Source organism: Exiguobacterium acetylicum, from assembly GCF_022170825.1.
Taxonomy (GTDB): Bacteria; Bacillota; Bacilli; order Exiguobacteriales; family Exiguobacteriaceae; genus Exiguobacterium_A; species Exiguobacterium_A acetylicum_B.
In genome coordinates this window covers 208,832-233,949 of record NZ_CP081878.1, presented here as the reverse complement: position 1 = coordinate 233,949, position 25,118 = coordinate 208,832, and the positions used below count along the sequence as shown (strand labels likewise).

The 25,118-nt window shown below is 46.2% G+C and carries 24 protein-coding genes and 1 riboswitch; of the genes, 11 read left to right on the top strand and 13 right to left on the bottom strand.

All coding sequences use genetic code 11. The annotated features are described in order from the left end of the window. Window positions 1-43 precede the first annotated feature (43 nt). Genes K6T22_RS01325 through K6T22_RS01315 form a run of 3 tightly spaced genes read left to right on the top strand, consistent with a single transcriptional unit; the run spans window position 44 to window position 2,708 of the window. Window positions 44-895, top strand: a complete 852-nt coding sequence (locus K6T22_RS01325; RefSeq protein ID WP_238240000.1) for a GRP family sugar transporter — start codon at window positions 44-46, stop codon at window positions 893-895. Window positions 896-912: 17 nt separating this feature from the next. Continuing rightward, window positions 913-1,698, top strand: coding sequence for a glucose 1-dehydrogenase (locus K6T22_RS01320; protein WP_238238503.1), 786 nt, complete (start codon window positions 913-915; stop codon window positions 1,696-1,698). Between the two features lie 32 nt (window positions 1,699-1,730). Further along, the gene (locus K6T22_RS01315; RefSeq protein ID WP_238238501.1) at window positions 1,731-2,708 is read left to right on the top strand and encodes a cation diffusion facilitator family transporter; all 978 of its coding nucleotides are present in this window, start codon (window positions 1,731-1,733) and stop codon (window positions 2,706-2,708) included. Between the two features lie 261 nt (window positions 2,709-2,969). Here the strand turns inward: K6T22_RS01315 and K6T22_RS01310 are convergent, their stop codons facing one another. The 3 genes from K6T22_RS01310 to K6T22_RS01300 all read right to left on the bottom strand — a co-directional run bounded on the left by K6T22_RS01310 (window position 2,970) and on the right by K6T22_RS01300 (window position 4,731). Next, the gene (locus tag K6T22_RS01310) at window positions 2,970-3,680 is read right to left on the bottom strand and encodes a thermonuclease family protein (RefSeq protein ID WP_238238499.1); all 711 of its coding nucleotides are present in this window, start codon (window positions 3,678-3,680) and stop codon (window positions 2,970-2,972) included. Between the two features lie 73 nt (window positions 3,681-3,753). After that, entirely contained in the window at window positions 3,754-4,404 is a 651-nt protein-coding gene (locus K6T22_RS01305) for an SDR family NAD(P)-dependent oxidoreductase (protein WP_238238498.1), read from the bottom strand. 60 nt (window positions 4,405-4,464) lie between these two features. Further along, complete coding sequence (locus K6T22_RS01300) at window positions 4,465-4,731, bottom strand: DUF5327 family protein (protein ID WP_238238496.1); 267 nt, start codon at window positions 4,729-4,731, stop codon at window positions 4,465-4,467. A 57-nt stretch (window positions 4,732-4,788) separates the two neighbouring features. Here K6T22_RS01300 and K6T22_RS01295 point away from each other — a divergent pair, with 57 nt between their 5' ends. After that, window positions 4,789-5,757, top strand: a complete 969-nt coding sequence (locus K6T22_RS01295) for a Gfo/Idh/MocA family oxidoreductase (protein WP_238238495.1) — start codon at window positions 4,789-4,791, stop codon at window positions 5,755-5,757. Window positions 5,758-5,789: 32 nt separating this feature from the next. Continuing rightward, complete coding sequence (locus K6T22_RS01290) at window positions 5,790-7,451, top strand: glycerol-3-phosphate dehydrogenase/oxidase (protein ID WP_238238494.1); 1,662 nt, start codon at window positions 5,790-5,792, stop codon at window positions 7,449-7,451. 45 nt (window positions 7,452-7,496) lie between these two features. On the opposite strand, the gene K6T22_RS01285 is transcribed toward K6T22_RS01290, so the two are convergent. From K6T22_RS01285 to K6T22_RS01260, 6 genes are all read right to left on the bottom strand, one after another. Next, window positions 7,497-8,933, bottom strand: a complete 1,437-nt coding sequence (locus tag K6T22_RS01285) for a branched-chain amino acid transporter BcaP (RefSeq protein WP_238238493.1) — start codon at window positions 8,931-8,933, stop codon at window positions 7,497-7,499. Between the two features lie 225 nt (window positions 8,934-9,158). Next, window positions 9,159-10,454 carry a DUF2252 domain-containing protein gene (locus K6T22_RS01280; protein ID WP_238238492.1) on the bottom strand — a complete coding sequence of 432 codons (1,296 nt, stop codon included), beginning with the start codon at window positions 10,452-10,454 and terminating at the stop codon, window positions 9,159-9,161. Window positions 10,455-10,521: 67 nt separating this feature from the next. Continuing rightward, on the bottom strand, window positions 10,522-11,469 hold the full coding sequence (gene msrA, locus K6T22_RS01275; protein WP_238238491.1) for a peptide-methionine (S)-S-oxide reductase MsrA: 948 nt from the start codon (window positions 11,467-11,469) through the stop codon (window positions 10,522-10,524). Between the two features lie 69 nt (window positions 11,470-11,538). Continuing rightward, window positions 11,539-11,721: a hypothetical protein gene (locus K6T22_RS01270; RefSeq protein WP_035399267.1), complete on the bottom strand. Its 183-nt coding sequence runs from the start codon at window positions 11,719-11,721 to the stop codon at window positions 11,539-11,541. Window positions 11,722-11,781: 60 nt separating this feature from the next. After that, a complete protein-coding gene (locus K6T22_RS01265; RefSeq protein WP_238238490.1) occupies window positions 11,782-13,542 on the bottom strand; it encodes a solute:sodium symporter family transporter in 1,761 nt (586 codons plus the stop codon). Between the two features lie 152 nt (window positions 13,543-13,694). Continuing rightward, on the bottom strand, window positions 13,695-15,176 hold the full coding sequence (locus K6T22_RS01260; RefSeq protein ID WP_283205697.1) for an amino acid permease: 1,482 nt from the start codon (window positions 15,174-15,176) through the stop codon (window positions 13,695-13,697). Window positions 15,177-15,305: 129 nt separating this feature from the next. Further along, window positions 15,306-15,494, bottom strand: a riboswitch (Lysine riboswitch). Between the two features lie 165 nt (window positions 15,495-15,659). Between K6T22_RS01260 and K6T22_RS01255 the strand changes: the two genes are divergently transcribed. Then, complete coding sequence (locus K6T22_RS01255; protein WP_238238489.1) at window positions 15,660-16,115, top strand: MarR family winged helix-turn-helix transcriptional regulator; 456 nt, start codon at window positions 15,660-15,662, stop codon at window positions 16,113-16,115. 137 nt (window positions 16,116-16,252) lie between these two features. Beyond that, the gene (locus K6T22_RS01250) at window positions 16,253-17,344 is read left to right on the top strand and encodes a diguanylate cyclase (protein WP_238238488.1); all 1,092 of its coding nucleotides are present in this window, start codon (window positions 16,253-16,255) and stop codon (window positions 17,342-17,344) included. A 40-nt stretch (window positions 17,345-17,384) separates the two neighbouring features. Here the strand turns inward: K6T22_RS01250 and K6T22_RS01245 are convergent, their stop codons facing one another. Continuing rightward, complete coding sequence (locus tag K6T22_RS01245) at window positions 17,385-17,990, bottom strand: TetR/AcrR family transcriptional regulator (RefSeq protein ID WP_238238486.1); 606 nt, start codon at window positions 17,988-17,990, stop codon at window positions 17,385-17,387. 192 nt (window positions 17,991-18,182) lie between these two features. Here K6T22_RS01245 and K6T22_RS01240 point away from each other — a divergent pair, with 192 nt between their 5' ends. From K6T22_RS01240 to K6T22_RS01225, 4 genes are all read left to right on the top strand, one after another. Next, a complete protein-coding gene (locus tag K6T22_RS01240; RefSeq protein WP_238238485.1) occupies window positions 18,183-18,839 on the top strand; it encodes an HlyD family secretion protein in 657 nt (218 codons plus the stop codon). A 12-nt stretch (window positions 18,840-18,851) separates the two neighbouring features. After that, window positions 18,852-20,543, top strand: a complete 1,692-nt coding sequence (locus K6T22_RS01235; protein WP_238238483.1) for a DHA2 family efflux MFS transporter permease subunit — start codon at window positions 18,852-18,854, stop codon at window positions 20,541-20,543. 130 nt (window positions 20,544-20,673) lie between these two features. Further along, window positions 20,674-21,231 carry a hypothetical protein gene (locus K6T22_RS01230; RefSeq protein WP_238238481.1) on the top strand — a complete coding sequence of 186 codons (558 nt, stop codon included), beginning with the start codon at window positions 20,674-20,676 and terminating at the stop codon, window positions 21,229-21,231. A 124-nt stretch (window positions 21,232-21,355) separates the two neighbouring features. Then, entirely contained in the window at window positions 21,356-21,913 is a 558-nt protein-coding gene (locus K6T22_RS01225; RefSeq protein WP_023466727.1) for a nitroreductase family protein, read from the top strand. Between the two features lie 120 nt (window positions 21,914-22,033). On the opposite strand, the gene K6T22_RS01220 is transcribed toward K6T22_RS01225, so the two are convergent. Genes K6T22_RS01220 through K6T22_RS01210 form a run of 3 tightly spaced genes read right to left on the bottom strand, consistent with a single transcriptional unit; the run spans window position 22,034 to window position 25,003 of the window. Continuing rightward, on the bottom strand, window positions 22,034-23,236 hold the full coding sequence (locus K6T22_RS01220; protein WP_238238479.1) for a CDP-glycerol glycerophosphotransferase family protein: 1,203 nt from the start codon (window positions 23,234-23,236) through the stop codon (window positions 22,034-22,036). Window positions 23,237-23,267: 31 nt separating this feature from the next. After that, window positions 23,268-24,293, bottom strand: a complete 1,026-nt coding sequence (locus K6T22_RS01215; RefSeq protein WP_238238477.1) for a ribitol-5-phosphate dehydrogenase — start codon at window positions 24,291-24,293, stop codon at window positions 23,268-23,270. Further along, entirely contained in the window at window positions 24,290-25,003 is a 714-nt protein-coding gene (locus K6T22_RS01210) for an IspD/TarI family cytidylyltransferase (protein ID WP_238239997.1), read from the bottom strand. Before K6T22_RS01210 ends, K6T22_RS01215 begins: the two co-directional genes overlap by 4 nt. Window positions 25,004-25,118: the final 115 nt, after the last annotated feature.

The following is a 25,118-nucleotide window of genomic DNA, read 5'->3' as shown; positions in this document are numbered from 1 at the left end:
GCTTCAAGTAGAGAGATAATAGTAAGGAGAGGTGAAACACTTGATTGATATTCTAATTGCCATCGTTCCTGCATTGATGTGGGGATCGTTGCCGCTCGTCGTTTCGAAAATCGGAGGTTCGACAGCGCAACAGATTATCGGTACGACTCTGGGTGCGTTGCTTTTCGCGATCGTCACCTTCTTTTTTGTCAGCCCAGAGCTGTCGACGACTGCTTGGATCGCTGGATTCTTTTCTGGTGCCTTCTGGGCGCTCGGTCAAAAAAATCAGTTTGCTGCCTTCCGCCAAATGGGCGTCTCGAAGACGATGCCGATTTCAACAGGGATGCAACTCGTCGGAACATCGTTGTTTGGTGTTCTCGCTTTCGGAGAGTGGTCAACGACAACTGCGTTGATACTCGGAATCAGTGCCCTTGTATTGATCATTGCCGGAGCAGCCTTTACTTCTTATAAAGAAGATAAGAGTAAACAAGATGAAAATATCGGAAAAGGACTGACGCTCCTCCTCATCTCGACTGTCGGATATGTCGGATATGTCGTCATTGCCCGCTGGTTTGATATCAACGGCTGGGAAGCCGTCTTACCGCAAGCTGTCGGGATGGTCGTGAGTGCGATTCTTCTCTCTTTACGAGAAGGAGACCTCTTCACGAAAAAAACAGCTGGCAATACGGTTGGTGGACTCATGTGGGCTGTCGGGAACGTCGCTTTACTGTTTGCGACGGCAAAAGTCGGAGTCGCGACGAGCTTTTCCTTATCTCAAACCGGTGTCGTCATCTCAACGATTGGCGGCGTCCTCTTACTGAAAGAATCAAAGACAAAGAAAGAGATGACCTTCGTCATCATCGGTTGTATTTTAGTCGTCGCCGGCGGAATCATGATTGGATTTACGAAACAATAATGAAGGAGTGAAGCATTATGTATGAAAGTTTAAAAGGAAAAGTCGCCATCGTAACAGGTGGATCAATGGGAATCGGCGAAGCTATCGTTCGCCGCTATGCAGAAGAAGGCATGCGTGTCGTCATCAACTACCGTAGTCACCCGGAAGAAGCGAAGAAGATCGCTGAATCGATTAAAGAACAGGGTGGCGAAGCAATCGTCGTTCAAGGTGATGTTTCGAAAGAAGACGACATGATCAACCTCGTTAAAGAGACGGTTGATCACTTTGGTCAGTTGGACGTTTTCGTCAACAACGCGGGAATCGAGATGCCGTCAGCATCTCATGAGATGTCACTCGAAGACTGGCAGAAAGTCATCGATGTCAACTTGACGGGTGCGTTCCTTGGTGCGCGTGAAGCACTGAAATACTTCGTTGAACACAATGTCAAAGGCAGCATCATCAATATGTCGAGTGTTCATGAGATCATTCCATGGCCAACGTTCGTCCACTACGCTGCGAGTAAAGGCGGTGTCAAATTGATGACACAAACTCTTGCGATGGAATATGCGCCAAAAGGCATTCGTGTTAATGCGATCGGACCGGGTGCGATCAATACACCAATCAACGCTGAAAAATTCGAAGATCCGGAACAACGTAAAGAAGTCGAGAGCATGATTCCAATGGGCAATATCGGAAAACCTGAGGAAATTTCAGCCGTTGCCGCATGGCTTGCGTCGGACGAAGCAAGTTATGTCACTGGTATCACACTCTTTGCGGACGGCGGGATGACACTATATCCGTCTTTCCAAGCAGGACGCGGTTAACCTATTTTGAATAGACAAGGAGAGAACCGCTCATGACCACTTTTTTCTCATTGATCCGTCGTGGCAATAAGTCAGCCCTTGCTGCTGCAATCGTCAACACGATCATTGCTGTCATCAAGTTCGTCGCTTATATCTTGACTGGGAACGTTGCAATGTTCGCTGAAATGATGCATACGATCGGTGACGCGGCGAATCAGTTTTTCGTCTATATCGGTTCTGCTCTCAGTAAAAAAGCACCGACGAAACGATTTCCGAATGGATTCGGTCGGCTCGTCAATCTCGTGTTACTTGCTGCGATCATCGTCGTCGCATTGCTTGCGTATGAGACGATTCGTGAAGGAATCTTACACATCGCACATGGTCCTGGCGAAGAGACGACTGGGCTTTGGATCATTTTGACGGCACTTGGAATTGGTGTCGTGCTTGAGATCGGTGTCTTTTATAAAGCGATGATCGAGATTGCTCATGAAACCGGGCTTAAATCCCGAGGATTGACGCTTGTCGGACAAAGCTTCACCCATCTTGGACAAGCAAAACCAGCTACACGTCTTGTCTTCATGGAAGATCTTGTCGCGACCCTCGGTGGTATCATCGCGATCATCGCTGTTCTGATTTCGCATTACACATCGTTTTATCAAGCAGAGGGCATTGCATCGATTTTGATTGGTCTGATGATGTTTTACGTCGTTTATAATGTCTTTATTCAAAACGCTGCCGGTGCACTCGGTGAGATTGATGAAGTACTGACTGCTAAAATCGGTGAAATTCTACTGCGTGATGAAGCAGTTCGTGATATCGAAAAGCTCGAAGTCATTAAGGAAGGGGATCACTTCCATGTCGAGACAGAGATCGAAGTGGATTCGAACTTGACGATTGCCCAAGCGGACGATATCAAGGACCGGCTTGAACTTCAAATCCGAATTCTTAAAGGGGTCACCGATGTCACGATCTCCTTTGATGAAGATGATAAAGTACAGCAGTATCAATCCCCCTCACCACCTGTAGAATAAACAAAAAGCCATCGTTTCCGATGGCTTGAGACTGAAGACGAAGTGCAATTTTTCTCTAACGAGAAGGATTGCGCTTTTTTGTTCGTTTCGAATCGTTTTCCTGGGACAAGCATCGCGCCGCTTCGCTTCGCTTCAGGGTCGCTCTTGCTTGTGTCTCGCCTGAGGAAAGGGCGTGAAAAGACAAGTCATTCTTTTTTTTGAGTCAGACTATTTGTCTACAGTCTGAAGCCATCACTCCCGATGGTTTTTTGTGCGCGCTTATCAGCGTGCAGCACGGACGAAGCCAGCTTCTTCTGCTTCTTTCTCCGTACAGAATTGTTGCTCTGGTTTCACTTCGTCGTAAGATTGACCACCCGGTACATGATAGATTTTTTTACCCGATTGATTGATGTTTCCTTTGATCGTACATGAATCTGTTTCTTTGACAGCTTGAGTGTTGAAGCCACGATTCGTGACGTAGCCATCGTGCTCCCAAATCTGTTTCTTCGCCTGCTTGGCTTCCTGTTCGATTTGTTCGAACATATCGACATAACGTGTGTCTGGCTCATAGACGAAAGCGACACGAGCGAGTCCTTTTCGAAGCAACTCTTGATTTAACATCTTATCGCCATACCAGACGTAAGCGAGTAATCGTCCGTATCGATCGGCTCGCGATTGATCCCGTTCCAACCGAATGGCTGTTCCGCTCGGTAAGGCCTCTTTTGTAAACTGTGACGCTTCCGTTCCGTAAGGTTGAACCGGTGTATCTGGTTTGACGGTTTCTGGTGTATCGACGAGCAATAAACGTACGTCCTCCGTTGTTCCGTCTGCTAATCTCACTTTTAAGGTGTCTCCATCAATGACACGTTCGATCGTCGCTTTCGTGACCTTTTCTTCATCTGGTTGCTTGATTCCAAGTAAATCGGTTTCTTCTGGTGCACAACCGATGAGAACAAATAGAAAAAGCAGACTTATCACTACGTATCGTCTCACTTTTCCCCCTCCTCTCCATGAAAATACGGATTCGGTAACATCCCCGAACCCGTACGTCCTATCCTATTTCGACTCAGTCGGCTGATAAAACCGTCTCGACTTCGTTTTGCTTTGTATAAAGCGTATAGAACGCTTCCGCTACATTTTTCGGATCGAGCGCCGTTCCACGCTTTACTTCTCCAGCAATCGTAACGGTTCCGACGTAAACGCCGTCTTCCTTCAACGTATCATGGAGCATATGCGTCACTTGGCGAACGCCTGCCTTCCCGATGGAGAGTCCCGGTAGCGATTTGATTGCTTGCATCGCAGCACCGCCTCCTGTAATCAGGATCGCGCCTTCTTTTCGTTCCTGCATCGGCGGAGCAACGAGTTGTGCGGCATGGAGTGCACCGAGGACATCGATTTCAAACTCTTTCGTAATCTGCTCTGCTGAGACTTCAAGCACAGACGCTTGATGTAAAATCGAAGCATTGTAGACTAAAACATCGACTTGTCCGTACTGCTCTTCTGTCCATTCGATGAGTGATGCGATGTCAGCTTTTCGAGACGCATCACATTCCACTCCGACAGCTTCCACGCCTGCTTCTTTTAGTTCCGTGATGACGGCTGCGAGCGTTTCTTGTGTCCGCGCCGCACAAACGACTTGAAAACCTTCTTGCCCGAATCGTTTACTGATCTCATATCCGTTTCCTGGTCCTGCTCCAATGACGATTACTGTTTTCATGACGTATCTCCCCTTCTCGTTTCAACTGTGATGGTTATTCCCTGAATCGCGTCATTTCATTCAAAAATCGAGTAATGAAGTGCCTTTTTCTTCTTTCTCCTGCGCGACACCCATGAAACGCGCTAACATCGGATCGACTGCTGGGGTTGCTTGCGGTGTTGACGTAGGTAACGATACTGTCGAGCTTGGCATCGACTCGGATTCGAGCAGTAATTCACAGTAAACCTTCATCGCTGCAACCTGCTCTTTCTGCGCGGCTCCTGTCGTTTGCTCAATACGTTGCATCGCTTGACGCATCTTTTCGATGATGTGTTGTTCCGTAATCATCTTGTATTCCTCCTTATGGTAGATTGAGGGTATGAACTCAAAAAGGATGTGTTTTCCATGATTCGTACCGCTTTAGTTGGTTTTGGTCTTGCCGGTAAACATTTACATGCTCCTTATTTACACGCACCTGATTATCAGTTAGTCGCTGTTCAGTCGAGTCGTCCGGAAGCAGTCGCTGCTTATGACGCGACGCTACCTGTTTATTCGACACTTGAAGCCTTGCTCGCTAAAGAACAGATTGATTTAGTCGTCATCACGACAGCAAATGAATTGCATTATCCGCTCGCACGACTCGCTTTGCTCTCGGGCTGTGACGTACTCGTCGAGAAACCGTTCACTGTCACGCTCGAAGAAGCCGAAACGTTGACAGAACTAGCACGTGTACACGATCGGTTACTGACAGTTTATCATAATCGTCGGTATACGAAGGACTTTCGAACGCTAATGACCTTACTCGAATCCGGACGTCTCGGCACTCTCCAAACGTTCGAAGCGCATTATGATCGCTATCGTCCAGACGTTGAGGATCGTTGGCGCGAACAGGATATCCCTGGTGCCGGTCTCTTGTACGATCTTGGATCACACTTGATCGATCAAGCACTCGTCGTCTTCAATGAAGTCCCGGATCGTGTCTTTTGTGATCAAACGATCCAAAGGCAAGGTGGAATCGTTGATGACTATACACATTTGATTTTAGCATTCGGCACGCGACGTGCTATTTTGCACATCGGTTCCATCGTTCCGGCTGTTGGTCCTTCCCTAATGGTGCATGGGACAAAGGCAAGCTATTTCGTCGATGAAGTCGATACGAAACGAACGACATATCAGTTGGCTGAAGCAAACGGCCCCCTTGAAGACTTTCCTTTTGTCTCCGGGCAATTTGGCGATTATTATACAGATCTCGCCCCAGCTATTCGTAAGCGAACAACACCACCTGTCTCTCCGAAACAGGCTGAACTCGTCATGAAAATTATTGATTGTGCTCAAAAGAGTGCAAAATCGGGTACATGGATAGAAGTAGACTAACTATCCATTCAGACGAACAGGGGGAAGACAAGATGTTTTCAAGTACGGAACGGACAGCATGGTTAGAAGAGATGGGACAAGAGCTTTTAGATGTCCTCGTCATCGGGGGCGGTATTACGGGAGCTGGTATTTTGCTTGACGCGCAAAGTCGCGGCATGCGGACAGGCTTGATCGAGATGCAGGACTTCGCCGAAGGGACATCGAGCCGTTCGACGAAACTTGTCCATGGTGGATTGCGTTATCTGAAGCAATTCGAGATCAAGCTCGTCGCTGAAGTCGGGAAAGAACGCGCCATCGTCTATGAGAATGCCCCACATGTGACGACGCCGGAGTGGATGATGCTTCCACTCGTTGAAGGTGGAACGTTCGGTAGCTTCTCGACTTCGATTGGCTTACGTGTCTATGACCAACTTGCAGGCGTCAAACGCAATGAACGCCGGACGATGCTCAGCAAAGAAGAAACATTACGTTACGAGCCACTATTACGTTCGGAACACTTAGTCGGCGGTGGTCGTTATGTCGAATATAAAACGGATGATGCCCGATTGACAGTCGAAGTCTTAAAGGCAGCCGTTGGTTACGGTGGACGTGCCGTCAACTATACGAAGGCTGAATCGCTCGTCTACCACAATGGAAAAGTTGTCGGTGTCGAAGTCCGTGACGTCTTAAGCGACAAAACGTATACGATTCGGGCGAAGAAAATCATCAATGCAACCGGTCCTTGGGTCGATGAACTGCGCGAAAAAGACGGTTCGAAGTCCGGAAAGTCATTACACCTGACAAAAGGAATTCACCTCGTCATCGATCAAGCGCATTTCCCACTCCAACAGGCCGTTTATTTCGACGTTCCGGATGGTCGGATGATCTTTGCGATTCCACGCGAAGGAAAAACGTATGTCGGAACGACTGATACGAACTATAAAGGAGATATCCTTGAGCCTGGTGTCACCGTAGAGGATCAGGACTATATCTTAGAGGCGACGAATCAAATGTTCAACGTCGAGTTACGACCTGAACACGTTGAATCGACATGGTCCGGACTGCGCCCGCTCATCCATGAAGATGGAAAAGATCCGAGTGAATTGTCCCGAAAAGACGAAATCTTCGTCTCGAAATCGGGATTAATGTCGATTGCTGGTGGTAAGTTAACAGGATATCGCAAGATGGCAGAACGAATCATCGATATGGTTGCGGATCAGTTCAAGACAGAGGAAAATCGAATTTACCTCGCTTCCCGTACGCATGATATCTTACTTGGCGGTGGTCATCCACAAGGTAGCAAAGGATTTGCTCGTTACTTGAAAGAACAACAACCAAAAGGGGAAGCACTCGGATTGTCACCGAATGAGGCGACATGGCTCATCCAACGTTACGGTACGAACGTCGAACGTGTTTACGAGTTGATTCGGACACGTGGTGACGAGGCGGCTCGTTATCAATTACCGTTACATTGGTTCGGCGCCCTTCTATATGGATTAGAAGCTGAACTCGTCATGCAACCCGGCGACTTCTTGAACCGTCGCGCCTCGGCCGTCTTCTTTGATTTCCCGCACGCAGAGCAGTATGCAGATGGTGTTCTCGCATTGATGCGTAGCGAACTCGGGTGGTCAGCAGAAGATGAAGCGAAAGCCAACGAAAGCATTCAACGTGAATTTGATGCGGTTCGCGTCAAAGGACCCGTTCCACTTTCATGATATGAGAAAAGACCCGATGCCTCACGGCAAGCGGGTCTTTATGCGTTATTCTTCTTCTTTTGAAGCAGCAAGTTCCGCTACTGGCATGTTTCCGGGATGCAAGTTCGAACTCTTACGTGCAAAGGCAAAGTAGAGCACTAAACCGATTGCGAGCCAGATTCCAAACGCAATCCATGTTTCGAGTTTTAAGTTGAACATCAAGAAGAGACATGAAGCAATTGCTGCGATCGGCACATATGGCATACCTGGACATTTGAATGCACGTGGAAGATCTGGTTGTGTCTTACGGAGAACTAAGACAGCGACTGAGATCAAGACGAATGCTGCGAGTGTACCCATGTTAACAAGGTTCGCGATAACATCGAGTGGAACGAATCCAGCGACGAGTGAACTACCTAATCCAATCATCCATGTTGCTTTGAAAGGCGTTTGGTACTTCGGATGCACTTCAGAAAAGACTTTCGGGAACATTCCGTCGCGCGAGATGGCAAACGCAAGACGAACCATCCCGTATGTCATGACGAGAATAACCGTTGTGATCCCAAGAATCGCACCGAGATCGATGAAACCAGCCACCCAGTTTTGACCTGCCATTTGAATCGCAAGTGAGACCGGGTGATCAACACCAGCGAAATTTTGATACGGTACGATACCTGTCATGATGGCTGCTACGATGACATACAGAATCGTACAGACTGCGAGCGAACCGATGATACCGCGTGGTAAGTTCTTTTGCGGATCGCGGACTTCTTCTGCTGCCGATGTGACGGCATCAAAGCCGATATACGCGAAGAAGACGATTGCGGCACCTGAGAAGACGCCTCCCCAACCGAATGGTGTGAATGGTGCCCAGTTCGTTGGTTCGACGTAGCCGACACCGACGACGATGAAGAGAACAACGACTGCTAATTTGATGACGACCATGATGTTGTTAACGCGCTTCGTTTCCTTGATTCCCATCGACAACAATGCCGTAATGGCAAAGAGGATTAGGAACGCTGGAAGGTTGAAGAACGTCTTGGCTCCTTCGACTGCTCCCGGAGCTGCCGAAAGCGCTGTTGGCACATGGATGTTGAATCCTGCGAGCAAGGACTGGAAATACCCAGACCATCCGGCTGCAACGGCACTGGAGGCGAGTCCATATTCGAGGATCAAGTTCCAGCCGATGATCCAAGCGAAGATTTCCCCCATTGTTGCGTACGTGTACGTATAGACGGATCCACTGACCGGAATCGTTGATGCGAATTCAGCGTAAGCAAGAGCGGCTAGACCACAGGCAATGGCAGATAAGATGAATGATACGATAAGTCCTGGTCCTGCAGTCAATGCTCCTGTTCCCGTCAAAACGAAGATTCCGGTTCCGATGATGGCGCCAATTCCTAAAAACGTTAAATCCATCGCGCCAAGATTTCGAGCAAGTCCACTGTTTCGTTTACTTGCAGCAATCATAGCGGAAACATCTTTTTTCCGCGTCAAGCTCATGATGTACTTCCCCCTATGTCTCTTTTGATTTGTCCTACGAAACGAATCGTCCGTAAGAACTTAATCAAAAATTTACGAAGTTTTCTGATAAATTGATATAGGTCATTATACCTATTTCTATTTTGTTGAACGCTTTCATTCGTTAAACAAAAAAATCCGTACAAAAAAGATGGATGTGTAACACATGTTACACATCCATCTGACAAGCCTCAGTTTGTTAAGTTTTTAATTTAATCTTCGGGTCTTCACCCACTCCAAAAACACTTGGTAATCCAGCTTTGTTCGTGTCACGTAGGCTTCTGACCAACGCTCGATTTGTTCTAAGAAAGCAGTGTCTGAAACACCGATTGCCTGAATGATTTCGACGTCCGCGTGATGTGTTAAAACTTTTTCTTTAATACCGGCATCCTGATCCGCCCGCGCATGGACTTTGGCGGTGATTTGACCTTGAATGCACAAGACGTTTTCAAGGTCTTCCTGACTTTTGATATGCTTGGCTTTTAGTTTTTTCTTATACGGTGAGCGCTCCCGTACATAATATTCCTTTTCCCCAATCGTCAGGTAGCCAAGATATGGATCTTCATATGCCTGCATTGCTTTTTGAGACGTGATGATTCGTCGTCCTTGATGAACGGTTTCAGCTTCTGGACGATAGACGGGAAGGAACAATGACGGAACAGAAGTTTGTGCTTGTTTCATTTCAAGAATCAAATCTTCTTCTCCTCCCTCCCCCTCAATCAGAATGTAATAGCGCTCAAGACCAATCGATGCCGTTCCACTATCTAGCTTCCGGACAATATCTTTGATTGTATAGAACGCTTCGTCACGGCGATCGTCAACGTCAATCGTCTCAATATAGGATGACCAGGCAGTCTCAATCGCCGATCGTGTCGCGTCATCTATTGCTTCCATATCCGGGAGCGTACAAAACCGTCTCACGCCATCCACCAGTTCCGTCCGCTCTCCCATTAATTCTTCACGTTTCTTTTCTGCTTTTTTGATCAATTTCTTGATTGGTCCTTTCGTATTATCCCGCGTAAAACAGACATCACTCGGATCTTTTCCGAGAGCGTACTTTTTTAAATCGTGTAAGTATTCGAGGACATAATTTCGAATCGCAGGAATCGGATCGTATCCTGCCTCTTCGGCGAACAACCGAACGGAGACTGCCATTCGAATCAAATCGTACAGGTAGGATCCTAAGTATCCTTCATCAAAGTCATTGACGTCGTAGATGATCTCTCCCTTCGCATTGCCATGGACACCAAAGTTCTCAAAGTGAAGATCGCCCTGAATCCACGTTGGTTTATCACGAGGTGTATCAAAACCAAGAGGGATTCGCGTCACATCGTAATAAAACAAATGCGAACTTCCACGGAAAAAGCGAAACGGACTCAAGCTCATCTTGTCGTATTTTTCCTGACGTGCTTGCTCATTGAGCTGACGAATTTCATGATCGTAGAAATCAAGTACCTTCGCAATCGTCATTTGTCGAATCTCTTCATATACGGGTCGAAACATTCGATTCTCTCCCTTCTATTTGAAAAAAGAGCAGTCAAAACGAAATCGTTTGACTGCTCCTTACGTGTTACTCGAAATGTTTTTTATATTCCCCGTATCCTGCCGAATCAAGCTCTTCAAGCGGAATAAATCGTAACGCCGCTGAGTTGATACAGTATCGAAGACCACCAAGTTCTGTCGGACCATCATCGAAGATATGACCGAGGTGACTATCCGCATTCGCAGAACGCACTTCCGTCCGCGTCATCCCGTGACTCGTATCGAGTTCGACTTCCATCTTGTCTTCTGAGATCGGTTTAGCGAAACTCGGCCAACCACAGTTTGACTGGAATTTATCTTTCGATGTGAAGAGTGGTGTACCATCGACGATATCGACGTACAGTCCTGGACGTTCTTCATCCCAGTATTCGTTACGGAAAGCAGGCTCTGTCCCGTTCTCTTGTGTGACTTTATACTGAATTGGTGTCAGACGCTCTTTCAGTTCTTTTTCCTTACCTTGGTCCTTCCACGCTTCCTTGATGAATTTCGCGCGACCTGAGCCGACACTATACATCTGATAACGGAACGGATTCTTTTTATAATAATCTTGGTGATATTCTTCAGCTGGCCAAAACGGCTTTTCTGGACGAATCTCTACCGCGACTGGACGCGAGAAGCGTCCTGATGCGTCAAGTTCAGCTTTTGAACGCTCAGCTGCTTCACGCTGTGCTTCATCGACATAAAAGATAGCCGGTTGGTACGATTCACCACGGTCATTGAATTGACCTCCGCCATCTGTCGGGTCGATTTGACGCCAGAAAATCTCGAGTAATTCTTCGTACGTAATGACGGACGGATCGTACGTAACTTCAACCGCCTCCAAGTGACCTGTCGTTTCCGAACAGACCTCTTTATAAGTCGGGTTCTCTGTATGACCACCGGTATATCCTGAAATGACCTGCTCTACCCCATCATATTTATGGAATGGCTTGACCATGCACCAGAAACAACCACCTGCAAATATTGCTTTTGCCATCTATCTTCCCCTCCTCTGTATGTGTCTATTTTACCGCGTTCAGAGAATGGACTCGACTTTCCTGCTCATTCAATCCTCTGGGTTCGCTTTTAGACGACGCATGACGAAGTAAATCGCCGCAAAGACAAGTAGAAGTCCTCCAAGCGAATACCAGATGTTATTCAAACGATAAATCATTTGGTACAAGGCAAGCGTCACAAGCAATAATGCGATCGGTAAGAAGGCACGCTTGAAGTGGTACCAGTAATTCACGAAGATCGCCTCCTGTTTTTCTTTCATCTTACCCGATATGTCATGCCTTCTGCGAGAGGATTATTCGGCTTGACGATACTCTTCTTCGAGATAGGTCCGGTACTTCGCTTCCCAAGCGTTTAGCGACACACGCCATAATACGATCGTTGCGATGACAAGTCCTAACGTAACCGGCCAGAACCAAATCGATACGATGCCTGCTGTAGAAGCCAGTCCGATTTTTGAAAACAAGACGTACGTCCAAATGATTGATGTACATAACAGAATCGAAACAGGAATCGCGAACTTCCATGGAGTGAGTTCGACAGACTGTCGTCGATTGACCTTTCTTGACTGGACCGCTGGATAACGATAGCCCATGAATACCATGAACAGTACTTCAATCACGAGTAGAATGCCGTACCCATGAATATAGCTAATGCCATGATCCCAGCCGAACAGTTGTTTGAAACCGAAAACGAATAAGTAGTACGCGAACACGTGAAAGACGATGACGATTTTCGCTGCAATCGCTGGGATTCGTTTCATGAAAATTCCCATTAATACGATGACGAGAATTGGAATGTTGAAAAATCCTGTGAATTGCCGAATCAAACTCCATAAACCGTCCGGCGCATACATCAAGAATGGTGCAATGATGAAAGAAATTAGAGCAACGATTGTCCCAAACCATTTACTGACACGAATCAGATGTTCATCACTCGCCTCTTTCGCAAACACCGGCTGATAGATATCGAGGACAAAAAGTGTCGCAATGCTGTTTAGAAGCGAGTTAAACGAACTGAAGACGGCTCCAAGTAAGACAGCCAAGAAAAATCCCATCAACGAAACCGGCAACAACTCCGTAATGAGTCGCGGGTATGACAAATCACCGCTCGTTAGTGTATTCCCGTACAAATGATAGGCAATGATCCCAGGAATCAGCATGAAGACTGGAACTAACAACTTTAAAAAACCGGTCATCAAGACTCCTTTTTGCCCTTCCTTTAAATCCTTTGCTCCGAGCACACGTTGAATGACATATTGGTTCAACGACCAATAGAACAAGTTCGCAAATAAAATCCCTGTGAAAATCGAGAAGAATGGAACAGCATCCGTCGAACTTCCGATTGCGTTCAACTTCTCCGGATGCACAGTCGCAATCGTCTTCATTCCTTGAAGTAGATTTCCGTCACCCAGCGCAATGAAGCCAAGTATCGGAACTAGAAAACCGACGAAAACGAGTCCAATCCCGTTCAGTGTGTCCGAGACAGCTACCGCACGTAGACCACCAAAAATCGCATAAATCGCTCCGATGATTCCGACGACCCAAACGACTAACCATAGGGACTGCGTGTAACTAAGACCGAACAATTCAGGGACATCGAACAACTGTAAGACAGCAATCCCGCCCGAATAGAGCATTGAAGGAATCGTGACACACATATATCCAAGTAAAAAGAGTAGAACCGTCATTCGACGAACTGTCTCGTCGTACCGATGACTTAAGTATTCTGGCAAAGTTGAGATGCCGAGTCCAAGAAACTTTGGAAGCAGATAGATGGCCATGATGATCGCAGCAAAACCAGCTGTGACTTCCCACGCCATGCTTGACATGTTTCCCATAAAAGATTGTCCATTCAGTCCAATCAACTGTTCTGCCGACAAATTCGTCAGTAGGAGCGAACCAGCAATGAACACACCACTGAGTCCACGCCCTGCTAAGAAGTATTCATCAACGCCTTGTGTTTTCCCACGCGTCAATCGGTAGGATATGTAGGCAACAAGCAACATGAAAAACGCTGCAGAACCTAATGTGAAAAATAATTCAGATGTGGTCATGCGTCTTCCCCCTTTGTTCTTCATTCATATTTTCTATTCTTGAATATGTATTCATTGATTCCTTTTTTATACTTTTTCAAAACTATATTTTAGAAAACGTTTTCATTTACAGTAACAAAAAACCACCCTCATTCTAGAAGGTGGTTTGCTGATTATGATTGACGTGGATGTTCTGGGAAGTCCATCTCGTCGTAACGAACAATTGACGTCCGGTTTTTAAATTTATGTCCTAACCAGAAGGCAAGGAACAATGGAATACCGACATACGTTGCAGCGATTCCGACCCAGTCGATTTGATCAGCGAGGAATGCTGCATAGTTTTGACCAACGATGACAAGGAAACAAAGACCGAATGCGAACAGCGGACCGAATGGGAATGCTGGTGCAACATACGGTAAGTCTTTTAACGAGTGCCCTTGCGCAACGAATCCTTTACGGAAACGATAGTGACTGATTGCAATCCCGAGCCATGCGATGAATCCTGTCATACCGGAAGCATTGAGTAACCACAAGTAGACTTGTCCTCCAAACATCGACGTTAGGAAACAGAGGGCACCGACTGCACCCGTTGCAAGCAAGGCATTACGGGGTACACCGTTTTTCGAGACTTTCGCGAACAACTTCGGTGCATCACCTTGGCGTGCAAGTGTATACAGCATCCGTGTTGAAGCATACATCCCTGAGTTTCCGGCAGATAGGACAGACGTCAAGATGACAGCGTTCATAAGTGCTGCTGAGAATGCAAGACCTGCTTTTTCGAAGACGAGCGTAAACGGACTAACTGCTACGTCCGTAATATCATTTGAAACCAAGTTCGGACTCGTATACGGAATAAGCATCCCGATGACGAAAATCGCGAAGACGTAGAAAAGCAAAATACGCCAGAAGACTTGTTTGACTGCTTTAGGAACGTTCTTTTTCGGATCTTCCGATTCACCCGCGGCGATCCCGACGAGCTCCGTTCCTTGGAAACTGAAGCCAGCAACAAGGATGATTCCGATGACCGCCGGAATACCACCGACGAACGGTGCATCACCGAGGGCAAAGTTTTTAAAGCCAACTGGTGGTTCTGATGTAAAGACACCAAAAATCATGGCGACACCGACGACTAAAAAGACGATGACGGTAACGACTTTAATCATCGCAAACCAATACTCCGCTTCCCCGAATCCTTTAACGGAGAAGTAGTTCAAGCCGATCATCAGCAAGAGGAACAACGCGCTGAAATAAAATCCGGGAACGTCCGGGAACCAATACGTCATGACGATTTGTGCTGCAACGAGTTCGACCGCGATCGTGACCGCCCAGTTGTACCAATAGTTCCAGCCTAATGCAAAACCAAATGATGGATCGACGAATTTTGTGCCGTATGTCGAGAACGATCCAGCGACAGGCATATATGCCGCCATTTCACCAAGACTTGTCATCAAGAAATAGACCATCAGACCAACGATAGCGTAAGACAGGAGCGCACCACCTGGTCCTGCTGCTGCAACGGAAGCACCGGACGCGATGAATAGTCCTGTTCCGATTGCCCCACCGATGGCAATCATCGACATATGACGGGCTTGTAATCCACGTTTTAACCCTTCTGCTGTCGAATCTGTTGTTTGTTTCATATCTAGATTGTTCATTTCGTTCGCTTCTCTCTGTATAAATTTTTGAGAGGACACTTTTTGAATGAAAAACAAAAAGCGCCCTCATCTTCCAGATGGAAGATGAGAACGCAACATAATAAAATGGATGCGCCTCATTCTACCGTCGTGAAAGATAGCTCTCCACAAGTAGGTGATACCCGACTTGTGACAGTATTAGACCTATTTGATCTAATCCCAATCGATCATCTTCAAAGCGATGATTGATTTCGGCAACTCTTCCTTTCAGGTCACCTCATCTGTCGCTTGACGACATCCGTAACCGTACTCTTAAGAACTGCAACCTCCATCCCACTGGTTGAGTGAGAACTGAATTAAGTTAGTTATTACTACGCCATATTACACAAATCGCCACGAAATTGTCAATTGCCTTTTTCGAATATCGGGTAGTCGATGGTAAAAATCCGATATGTTTAGTACACTAAATGGTAGAAGTCCACTGAGAGAAAGGATGCTGCTTGCATGCCACAGGAACGTGATTTGCTAACTTATCGACTCGAAGAACAAATGCGTGTTATTCTTCGTACCCTGCGACGTGAACTTAACCGACTCTTTGAAGGAACGGCGACCCGGAGTGAATTTTTCATCTTACGGAGCCTTTCAGAAAATGGTCCTCAGCGCCCGACGCTTCTTGCGGAACAATTTGAGCTCGCGACGAGTCAAGTCACTGCTTTAACGGATAAGTTGTATAAACAAGGATACGTCACACGGACGCGTTCGACGGAAGATCGTCGTTCCATCGTCCTCGCTTTGACAGATGACGGAGAACGTGCATTTCGGGATCTCGAAATCGTCCGCAGAAACTATTTACAAGATCGCTTCGGGACATTAACGGAAGAAGAACTCGAAACGATGATTCGTGTCTTTGATAAAATTTTATTGACGATGGATGAGGATTCTCTTACTTCATCTTCTTAAAAACGGTAGATTTTCTACCGTTTTTTCTATTTTGTCTAAAGATTTCCCTCTGTCTAACCGTTATCTACTTGAGTATACTAGAAGTATATATATGGAAATCTGTTAGCTGGGGGAGTTGGGAGGATTTGTTGTCCATCATGAATCAATTCATCATTAACTTTTGTCTACTGTTTACAACGATTACTCTCTTGTTCTTACCATTTCGGAATCAACCACGTATTTCGCTGAATTCCAGCTGGAGCACACGTCTTATACTCGGAGCTGTCTGTGGTTTGATTGCCGTGTTATTGATGTTCAATGGCATCCAAATTGATGTCGCCCGTGTTGACTTACGAATCGTTCCCGTCGCGATTGCCATGCTGTTCGGTGGTTTCCCAAGCGCCATCGTTGCAGGTGCGATGATCATCGGGACACGTTACTTTTTAACACCAGTCGATCAGATGGAGGGTTTTTATTTATCTACGTTGATCATGGCTCTATTTATTTTAACAATCGGGATCCTTCGCCGGTTCCTTCATGTGAACGGTCGTCATTTTCAACTCATGGTACTGGTGGGAATCCTATACTCCTTACCGGCAATTTATGTGCTGACCAACACATGGTCGACATTTATTAAAATCTCAATTGCTTATATCTTCTTTAACCTACTGGCTGGATTTGTTGCTTTTCGACTTTTAGCGGAATTACGCCGTCACTTCGAAAATATCCAGTACCAGCAGAAACTTGCCATGACAGATGCTTTGACGGGGCTTGCCAATCGCCGTCGTCTCGATGACTCGCTATCACTTGTCGGTTCAACCGACCAAGGCTATTCACTTATCTTGATCGATATCGACTTCTTCAAACATGTCAATGATACATATGGTCATGACGCAGGTGATGATGTCTTACGGCAACTCGGTATGACTCTCGCTTCCTTGACACGACCGGACGACCTCGTCGGACGGTACGGTGGTGAAGAATTTTTAATCATCTTACCGAGTACTTCGGCTAAAGAAGCGCAAAAAATAGCGGAACTGGCTCGGATGACGGTTGCACGTAACCTCTTCCCAACAGCAGATGTTCCTGATCTACAAATCACAATTTCTTTAGGGATTGCACATTCTAGTGATTCCCATACGTCTCTAGAAGCCTTGCAGCAAGCAGATAAAGCATTGTACTACTCAAAAGAGAGCGGGCGGAATCGAAGTACGATCTATACGAAGGAACTCGCATTCCGTCAAGCCTGAATATCAGACACTTCCATATGGGAGTGTCTTTTTTACGTACTTATTCCGTTTCCTTAGGAAAACCAATACTCTCAACCGTTCCGAAAACGATCATTCGGCTTAATTGCTCCGCCATATATGTTGCTGAATATGGACGATCGTTTCGTAACCACGAAATCAATAGTCCTAGCTGTCCCCCAATCACGTAGTTCAACAATAAATCTCGATCGACGAACGTAGCTTCTTCTGTGATTTGCGGTCGAAACACAAGTCGGTAATTCTCTTTCAATGTATCGAGAAAACGAGAGATGAACGTTTTAATCGGTCCTTGAACGAGCATCGTCTGATAAAACAATTCGTTTTCTTCGATGTGAATGAATAAACGAGCAAAATAGTGACTGACCTGTTCGACTGTCGGAAATACGGTGCCTGTACCCGTAATTCGAATCGCTTGTTTCAGTGCCTTCATTTGCTCCTCAACGACTTGATCGAGTAAATCATATTTATCTGTATAATGAGCATAAAACGTTGAACGATTGACCCCTGCCCCATCCGTCAACATCTTGACGGTAATGCTTGAAAAGTTATGTGTCTTTAATAGCTGGAACAATTCCATCGTAATACGGTCACGTGACCGTTTTGGTCGTGGATCACGGCTCTTATTCATCCCTATTTCACTCCTTATTCGTTATCTTTTCATAAATGAATCCGTTATCATCTATTTTTCCAACATTTTGTTGGAAATTGTCGGTTGTTTGTTAGCTAACGATCCATATAATTAACTATATTAATTACTCCTCCCCCCAGAGGAGTACTTTTTTTGAAACGATTGTACACAAGAAAGGATGCTAACACACCCATGAGTATGAAAAAATTATTAATCATCAATGTTGTGACACTCATCGTTTTGATTGGTGGCGGTGTCGTCGGATACTACTATTACGATCAGGCAACGAGCTACGTCAAAACAGACAATGCAAAAATCGATGGCAAAATGATAACGGTTGCGAGCCCAAGTGCTGGTAAATTGACAGATTGGTCAGTAAAAACAGGCGAATCACTCAACAGTGGTGCAACAGTCGGACACGTCATGACTGCACAAACTGGACAAAAACCGACAGATCTCTCTGTTTCGATGCCATCTAAAGCAACGATCGTTCAGTCGATGGCGACAAAGAACGGCTTCGTCGCAGCAGGTACACCTCTCGCATATGGTTTTGACTTAAACGACCTTTGGGTCACAGCGAACATCGAAGAAACAGAAATCGATGAAATCAAAGTCGGACAAACCGTTGATGTATATGTCGACAGCTATCCGGATACGACACTTTCAGGTGAAGTCGAACAAATCGGTATGACGACGGCTTCCACGTTCTCGATGATGCCGTCTTCAAACGGAAATGCGAACTACACGAAAGTCGCACAAGTCATTCCAGTTAAAGTATCGCTCTCACAAGAAAAATCGCTCGACATTCGACCTGGTATGAATGTGACCGTCCGCATTCATAAGGATTAAGGAGTGACGTTCATGTCTACTACCTTCTTATTCGGATACAGTGCGTTCACGATTCTGATCATCATCGGCGTCAACTGGATCGCCCGTCGCAGTCGTCCATCTAACATGGCACTCGCTACCGACGGACCGACACTTGAAGAATCACTTGAGACGGAATCAACGATGACCGTGACACCTCCGGTCGCAGCACCTCCAAAACAAGTATCAACGGAAAACGTCAGTATTCCGAAAGTATTGACCGTCCTACTGATCGGTATGTTCATTGCTATTTTGAACCAAACGCTGATCAATGTCGCGTTGCCGGTTCTGATCAATGACTTCAACGTGTCAACGTCTACTGCTCAGTGGTTGACGACGGGCTTCATGCTCGTCAACGGAATTTTGATCCCAATCAGTGCCTTTTTAATGCGAAGCTACACGTTCCGCCAATTATTTCTTGCTTCGATGACGCTCTTTTTCTTCGGATCAATCATCTGTTCGATGGCGATGAACTTCCCGGTCATGATGATCGGGCGTGTCGTTCAAGCAGCGGGTGCTGGTATCTTGATGCCGCTTGGATCGAACGTCTTCATGACGTTGTTCCCACCGCATAAGCGTGGTGCCGCCATGGGGATGCTCGGGATTGCGATGATTCTCGCTCCAGCTGTTGGCCCAACGATCACAGGATATGTCATCCAAAACTATGACTGGCATGTCATGTTTTATGCGATGTCGTTCTTTGGTTTAGTGACATTATTGCTCGGTGCTGCTTGGTTCCGTCTGACACAGCCACTCTCGAAACCGTCTTTTGATGCACTCGGTGTCTTATTTAGTACGATTGGATTCGGAAGTCTTCTTTACGGTTTCAGTGAAGCTGGGAATGATGGCTGGGATAGTCCAATCGTCATTAGTACGATCGTCATCGGTTTAATCGGAATTGCTGCTTTTGCGATGCGTGAATTGTCGATGGAGGATCCTATGCTGAACATTCGTGTGTTGAAGGTACCGGAATTTTCTTTCACGCTCTTCATCAATGTCATCGTTACGATGGCCTTGTTCGGCGGCATGTTGCTCTTACCGATCTATCTTCAAAGTATCCGTGGATTTTCACCGATTGACTCCGGTCTTCTCCTTTTGCCAGGATCATTAATCATGGGGATCACCGGTCCAATTGCCGGCCGTTTATTTGACCGCTTCGGTATTCGCCCACTCGCCATCTTCGGTTTAACGTTGATGACGTACGGGACATGGGAATTGACGCAATTGAACATGGATACATCGTATTACTCGATCATGGGAATCTACATGCTTCGGTCATTAGGAATGGCATTCATCATGATGCCAATCATGACTGCCGGTATGAACGCCTTACCAATGAAGATGATTCCACACGGAAATGCAACGCAAAATACGCTCCGTCAAGTCGCTGGGTCCATCGGAACTGCGATTCTCGTTACCGTCATGACCCGTCAAACGACAGCTCGCTTGGCAGACGATGCGAATCAGTTCACGACGCTCGACCCGACGCTTTCGCAACATTTAAACGATCTTGGACAACAGCTGGGTAGCTCACAAGCCGCTTCAACGAGTTGGTTTACGATGCTGACGAAACAAGCGACGATTCAAGGAATCACCGATGCATTCTGGATTGCGACCGTCTTATCTGCGCTCGCATTAATTTTGTCCTTCTTCTTGCATGGAAAAAAAGAACCGAATCTAGATTAATGGACGACGGACCAGTTGATGTCACATCAACTGGTCTTTTCTTATACTTTACGAAAAGTTCTTCTTTGCACTTCAGCTTTAAAATCGATACACTAGGGACAATGAGTTTCATATCTAAAGGAGATGCTTTATGGTTGCCTTTCTGCAATTTTATGCGTTCATCTTTGCTTGTTGTTTTGCTTGGCAAGTCGGTCGACCATCCCCTTGGTCACAAAAGATCGTGCGTGCCTTTTTAACAAGTGTTAACGGGCTCTTCGTATTCGCTCGTGCCTCGATTTCGATCTTTTTATTAGTTGGACCACTACTACTCGTCACATATCTTGTCTTTCCTCGACTGATCACTTTTGAAAATGGTTTAGCGATGGTGATCAGCGTGCTCGTCATCGGACTGGTTGATCGTCTCGTCAGTCTCGTCGTCCTGCCACTCATGCGTTCCTTTTTCTTAAAACGTCAACGCGTCATGCCACAATCGGTGGAAATGGTGCTTTATACGATGGCAATGGCTGTCTTGCTCTTCATTCAGCTTCATGCTGTTCCTGGCGTTCAAATTCATGTAGCATTAACGATTTTCCTTGGTTTTACGATCTATTTCGCCCATTATCTATTTGCCTTATACCGGATTCGTCTTATGAAAAAGAAACTAACGACTGTTGCTCAAGATCAAGACGAGGAACGAAAAGCCTCTTAACCCGAATGCAACGAAAGATGATTTCCTATCGGGAATCGTCTTTTTTGTTTTCTGACAAATAACGTTGACAATGATAATCGTTATCATTTATAGTGAAAAAGTACTCAGTGAGGAGATGAAACGGATGCATGCCCAACAAGTGATTGAAACACGCCGGTCGATCCGGTCCTATACGGAACAACCCGTTCCGGTCGAATTGGTAGAAGCATTACTCGACACGGCGATTTATGCCCCGAATCATAAATTAAGAGAGCCTTGGCGCTTTGTTCTCGCAATCGAAGACGGACAAACACGGTATGTCGATGCCTTGATGGAATTGCTGACAGCGCGTGGTCAATTCGAGACGAAAACGTCTGAACAACGTCAACAGGCTGAACAAAAACTACGGGAAGTTCCGGTTTATTTAACGGTACTTTGTCAGGTACAAGGAACACCCGATCAACAGCTAGAAGATACACTCGCAACGGCTGCCATGATTCAAAACCTGCAGTTGGTAGCAACAGAACGAGGTCTTGGGTGTTGCTGGAAGAGCGGGAAACACTGGTTCACACCAGAGTATGCCTCACTCGTTGACGCTTCTGAAAACGAACGCGTTCTCGGCGTCATTCAAATCGGCTGGCCTGCCATCGTTCCACCTGTCAAACCGAGAACGTCCGCAAAGGACAAGTTGACGCACTTTTAAGAGGTGCGCATTCTGCGAGCTACCCCTGCTCGCGCCAATCAAGCCCCAATTCAAAAATAAAAACGTTCCGATGACGTCTCTCTCCCCAAACGGAGACGCAATCGGAACGTTTTTCTGTATTCACACTGGTGTTTTCGTATAGACAGGTGCCTCTGGAATCGTGTCATATAACATATGGTCGACGATTCGTTTGGTCGCTTCCCCGTCCTGATACGTAAAGAACTGATTCGCAAATGTCTCAATTTTATGTGTATCGAATTGCCCGCGTTTAATCCACGCAATGACATCTTCGAACGTCGACACGATTGGTCCCGGCACGAAAGTTTCATATGGGAAATAGAAATCGCGTTCTGCTTTATACGACTGCAAATCGTTGACGAGAAAAATCATCGGCTTCTGCAACAAAGCAAACTCAAAAATGACAGACGAATAATCCGTGATGAGAATATCGGCAATCTGCATCAGATCATTGATATCCGGATAATCCGTCATATTAATGATCTGATCCGCATACGCGTCCGGTACGACTGGTGGATTGAGAACAAACGGGTGCATCCGTAGCAACAGGACTGTATCCGGTCCGAGCTCACGACGAAACTTCTCAAAATCGAGTTCTTGATCGTAATGAGCTGTTGTCTGTCCATTTCCACGGAACGTCGGTGCCAGCAGGATGATGCGTTTGCTTCGCCAGTCAGGATAACGTGCATATAGCTTTTCACGTGCCCGAGCTTGTCGCGCTACATTCAAAAGCTGATCTGTTCGTGGAACACCTAACGGATAAATTCGGTCCGGTGCCATTCCGAAAGCTTCCGCATATGGTGCGACACACGCTTCACCGGAAACATAGACCTTATTGTAATTGCGATGAATCTGGACCATCTTCAAATAATCGTCATCCGGCGAATAGGATTTATCGAGCACACTATAGCCGAACTTTTTAAAGGCGCCACAGGCATGCCACAGCTGAATGACCTCTGTACCTTTTCGTAGCGGCGAGACATACACAGGGTAATAATAATCATCGATGATGAAGTAACGAGCCGTTGCTAATTCATATGTCGCCCGCATCATATGGAAGACGTACTGAATTTGCCCCACCAATGATTGAGGAAATCGCTTTAACAAAAAAACGTATTGGTACCCTAAGTTGCGTCGTTCGAGTTCATCGTAGACGGCACGAAAGTTATCGACAAGACGATCCGAACGATAGGTCGCAAAGACGACTTTTTTCGGTTGAATCGGTAACCGTTTCGTCAACCAATATGTCACAGCAAGCAGATAATGGACCGTCCGTCGTTGCAATAAACGAATTTTTTGTTTCATAGACGATTCTCCTCTTTTTCAATGCATCTCGTTACATGCACCATTCCATGACCGTCTTTCCGAACCGATTCGTCAAATCATTTTCAAACGCTTTATGAATATCTTCGATTTGACGAATCTGGAATACACCTGAGACAAGGTTCGATAAATAAGCTGGAATGTCAGGATGTGTTTGATACAATTCCATCGTCCGTGCGAAATCAGCTGGTGTACTCCGACTTGATCCGTATACACGAAGTCCTTTTTCAAGAATCATCCGTGTGTTGATTGCAACGGCATCTTCCGATACGCCGAGTAACGCCATCGTGCCTTCCGGAATGATATAGTCGATCATCTGATTGATTGCATACTGACTACCGATTCCCCCAACACATTCGAAACCATGATTGAATGAGACATCGGCTGGAATTTGGTCGATGTGATACGTCTCGTCTGCAAAGGAGAAGTAGTCAAGCTTCGACTGCGTTTTACCGAAGACGAGCAACTTTGCTTCCGGATACACTTTACGTAACAAGAGTGCTGTGATGAATCCAAGATTCCCATCCCCCCATACTCCGAACGTCTCGCGACGAGGATGGGCAATCTTCTCAAAACGAGTCAAGGCATGAACAGCAACACTGACAAGTTCAGTGAACGCTGCGACTTCAGGATCAAGATCAGCTGGTACCTCAACGAGTCGATCGGCTTTCAAGAAAACGTAATCTTGCATATAGCCATCATATCCACTCGAACGGAAGCGACTCGTACGCAGATAGTTTTCCCCGATGATGTCATCTTCTTCCGTCGGTGTGTTCGGAACCATCGCGACGAGCGTGCCTTTCTTAAATGTTCCGCTAGGATCGTGAACGACTTTTCCGATACCTTCATGAATCATCGCCATCGGTAACTTCTTCGCCAACACTTCGGCACTACGACTACCTGTGAAGTAGCGCTGATCCGCGTGACAAATCGACAAGTAAGTCGGACGAACGACGACACGATCCGTATTCAATGACCGTTCATCATACGTCACCTCGATTTGACGCGGTGCAACGAGTTGATAGACTTGATTAATCATTGATGAATCCGCTCCTTCAAGATAGCATTTGCAATCCGTAGGTCGTATGGTGTCGTCACTTTAATATTGAACAGTTCACCCGTGACGAGCGCCACATCTTCTCCTTTAAGTAAAAGAATCTTACAAGCATCAGTCAAGATAGCACGATCTTCTGTCGAAAGGGATTCATAATGCGCTTTTAACTTCGTGATTTGGAAACTTTGTGGTGTCTGTCCTTGATACATTTGATCGCGAACCGGGATGTCCGTGATCGTTTTACCATTCGTTGAAGCGACGATCGTATCAATCGCTGAAATGACCGTATCGCATGACCCGAATTCTTGTGCAGCTTCGATGTTTTCCTTGATGATACGGTGCGTCAGGAACGGACGGACAGCATCATGTGTGACGATGATATCTTCATCCGATAATCCATTTTTTTCTTCGATCCAGTTCACAGCTGCCATGATCGATTCATTACGATCCTGCCCACCTGGTGTGATGACGAGACGGTCATCTTTTCCAATGTATTTCTCCAAAATATCGCGCGTATAGTTAATCCAAGCAGTCGGTGTGACGATGATGATGCGGTCAAAATCCTCATGTAATAAGAATTTCTCTACTGTATGGACGATGATCGGACGTTCTCCAATCGATAAGAATTGTTTTGGGCGATCGACATTCCCCATTCGTGTTCCTTTTCCTCCAGCTAAAATGGCTGCATAAATCATCTTCTGACGCAGTGTCTCGTAGATGCTTCCAAACGAGACGACCTGCTTCCCTCCCTTATGAAATAATCGCAATTCGGTTTTCTATCCCTCATGTTCAGGGTATGTGTAATGGTGC

What these genes read in the sequence shown, in the direction of transcription:
- K6T22_RS01295 (WP_238238495.1), top strand. Translation starts at nt 4,789, where the DNA reads ATGATTCGTACCGCTTTAGTTGGTTTTGGTCTTGCCGGTAAACATTTA.
- K6T22_RS01215 (WP_238238477.1), bottom strand. Translation starts at nt 24,293, where the DNA reads ATGATTAATCAAGTCTATCAACTCGTTGCACCGCGTCAAATCGAGGTG.
- K6T22_RS01210 (WP_238239997.1), bottom strand. Translation starts at nt 25,003, where the DNA reads ATGATTTATGCAGCCATTTTAGCTGGAGGAAAAGGAACACGAATGGGG.
- K6T22_RS01255 (WP_238238489.1), top strand. Translation starts at nt 15,660, where the DNA reads ATGCCACAGGAACGTGATTTGCTAACTTATCGACTCGAAGAACAAATG.
- K6T22_RS01285 (WP_238238493.1), bottom strand. Translation starts at nt 8,933, where the DNA reads ATGAGCTTGACGCGGAAAAAAGATGTTTCCGCTATGATTGCTGCAAGT.
- K6T22_RS01235 (WP_238238483.1), top strand. Translation starts at nt 18,852, where the DNA reads ATGTCTACTACCTTCTTATTCGGATACAGTGCGTTCACGATTCTGATC.
- K6T22_RS01225 (WP_023466727.1), top strand. Translation starts at nt 21,356, where the DNA reads ATGCATGCCCAACAAGTGATTGAAACACGCCGGTCGATCCGGTCCTAT.
- K6T22_RS01220 (WP_238238479.1), bottom strand. Translation starts at nt 23,236, where the DNA reads ATGAAACAAAAAATTCGTTTATTGCAACGACGGACGGTCCATTATCTG.
- msrA (WP_238238491.1), bottom strand. Translation starts at nt 11,469, where the DNA reads ATGGCAAAAGCAATATTTGCAGGTGGTTGTTTCTGGTGCATGGTCAAG.
- K6T22_RS01230 (WP_238238481.1), top strand. Translation starts at nt 20,674, where the DNA reads ATGGTTGCCTTTCTGCAATTTTATGCGTTCATCTTTGCTTGTTGTTTT.
- K6T22_RS01250 (WP_238238488.1), top strand. Translation starts at nt 16,253, where the DNA reads ATGAATCAATTCATCATTAACTTTTGTCTACTGTTTACAACGATTACT.
- K6T22_RS01290 (WP_238238494.1), top strand. Translation starts at nt 5,790, where the DNA reads ATGTTTTCAAGTACGGAACGGACAGCATGGTTAGAAGAGATGGGACAA.
- K6T22_RS01265 (WP_238238490.1), bottom strand. Translation starts at nt 13,542, where the DNA reads ATGACCACATCTGAATTATTTTTCACATTAGGTTCTGCAGCGTTTTTC.
- K6T22_RS01305 (WP_238238498.1), bottom strand. Translation starts at nt 4,404, where the DNA reads ATGAAAACAGTAATCGTCATTGGAGCAGGACCAGGAAACGGATATGAG.
- K6T22_RS01245 (WP_238238486.1), bottom strand. Translation starts at nt 17,990, where the DNA reads ATGAATAAGAGCCGTGATCCACGACCAAAACGGTCACGTGACCGTATT.
- K6T22_RS01300 (WP_238238496.1), bottom strand. Translation starts at nt 4,731, where the DNA reads ATGATTACGGAACAACACATCATCGAAAAGATGCGTCAAGCGATGCAA.
- K6T22_RS01280 (WP_238238492.1), bottom strand. Translation starts at nt 10,454, where the DNA reads ATGTTTCGACCCGTATATGAAGAGATTCGACAAATGACGATTGCGAAG.
- K6T22_RS01315 (WP_238238501.1), top strand. Translation starts at nt 1,731, where the DNA reads ATGACCACTTTTTTCTCATTGATCCGTCGTGGCAATAAGTCAGCCCTT.
- K6T22_RS01240 (WP_238238485.1), top strand. Translation starts at nt 18,183, where the DNA reads ATGAGTATGAAAAAATTATTAATCATCAATGTTGTGACACTCATCGTT.
- K6T22_RS01260 (WP_283205697.1), bottom strand. Translation starts at nt 15,176, where the DNA reads ATGAACAATCTAGATATGAAACAAACAACAGATTCGACAGCAGAAGGG.
- K6T22_RS01320 (WP_238238503.1), top strand. Translation starts at nt 913, where the DNA reads ATGTATGAAAGTTTAAAAGGAAAAGTCGCCATCGTAACAGGTGGATCA.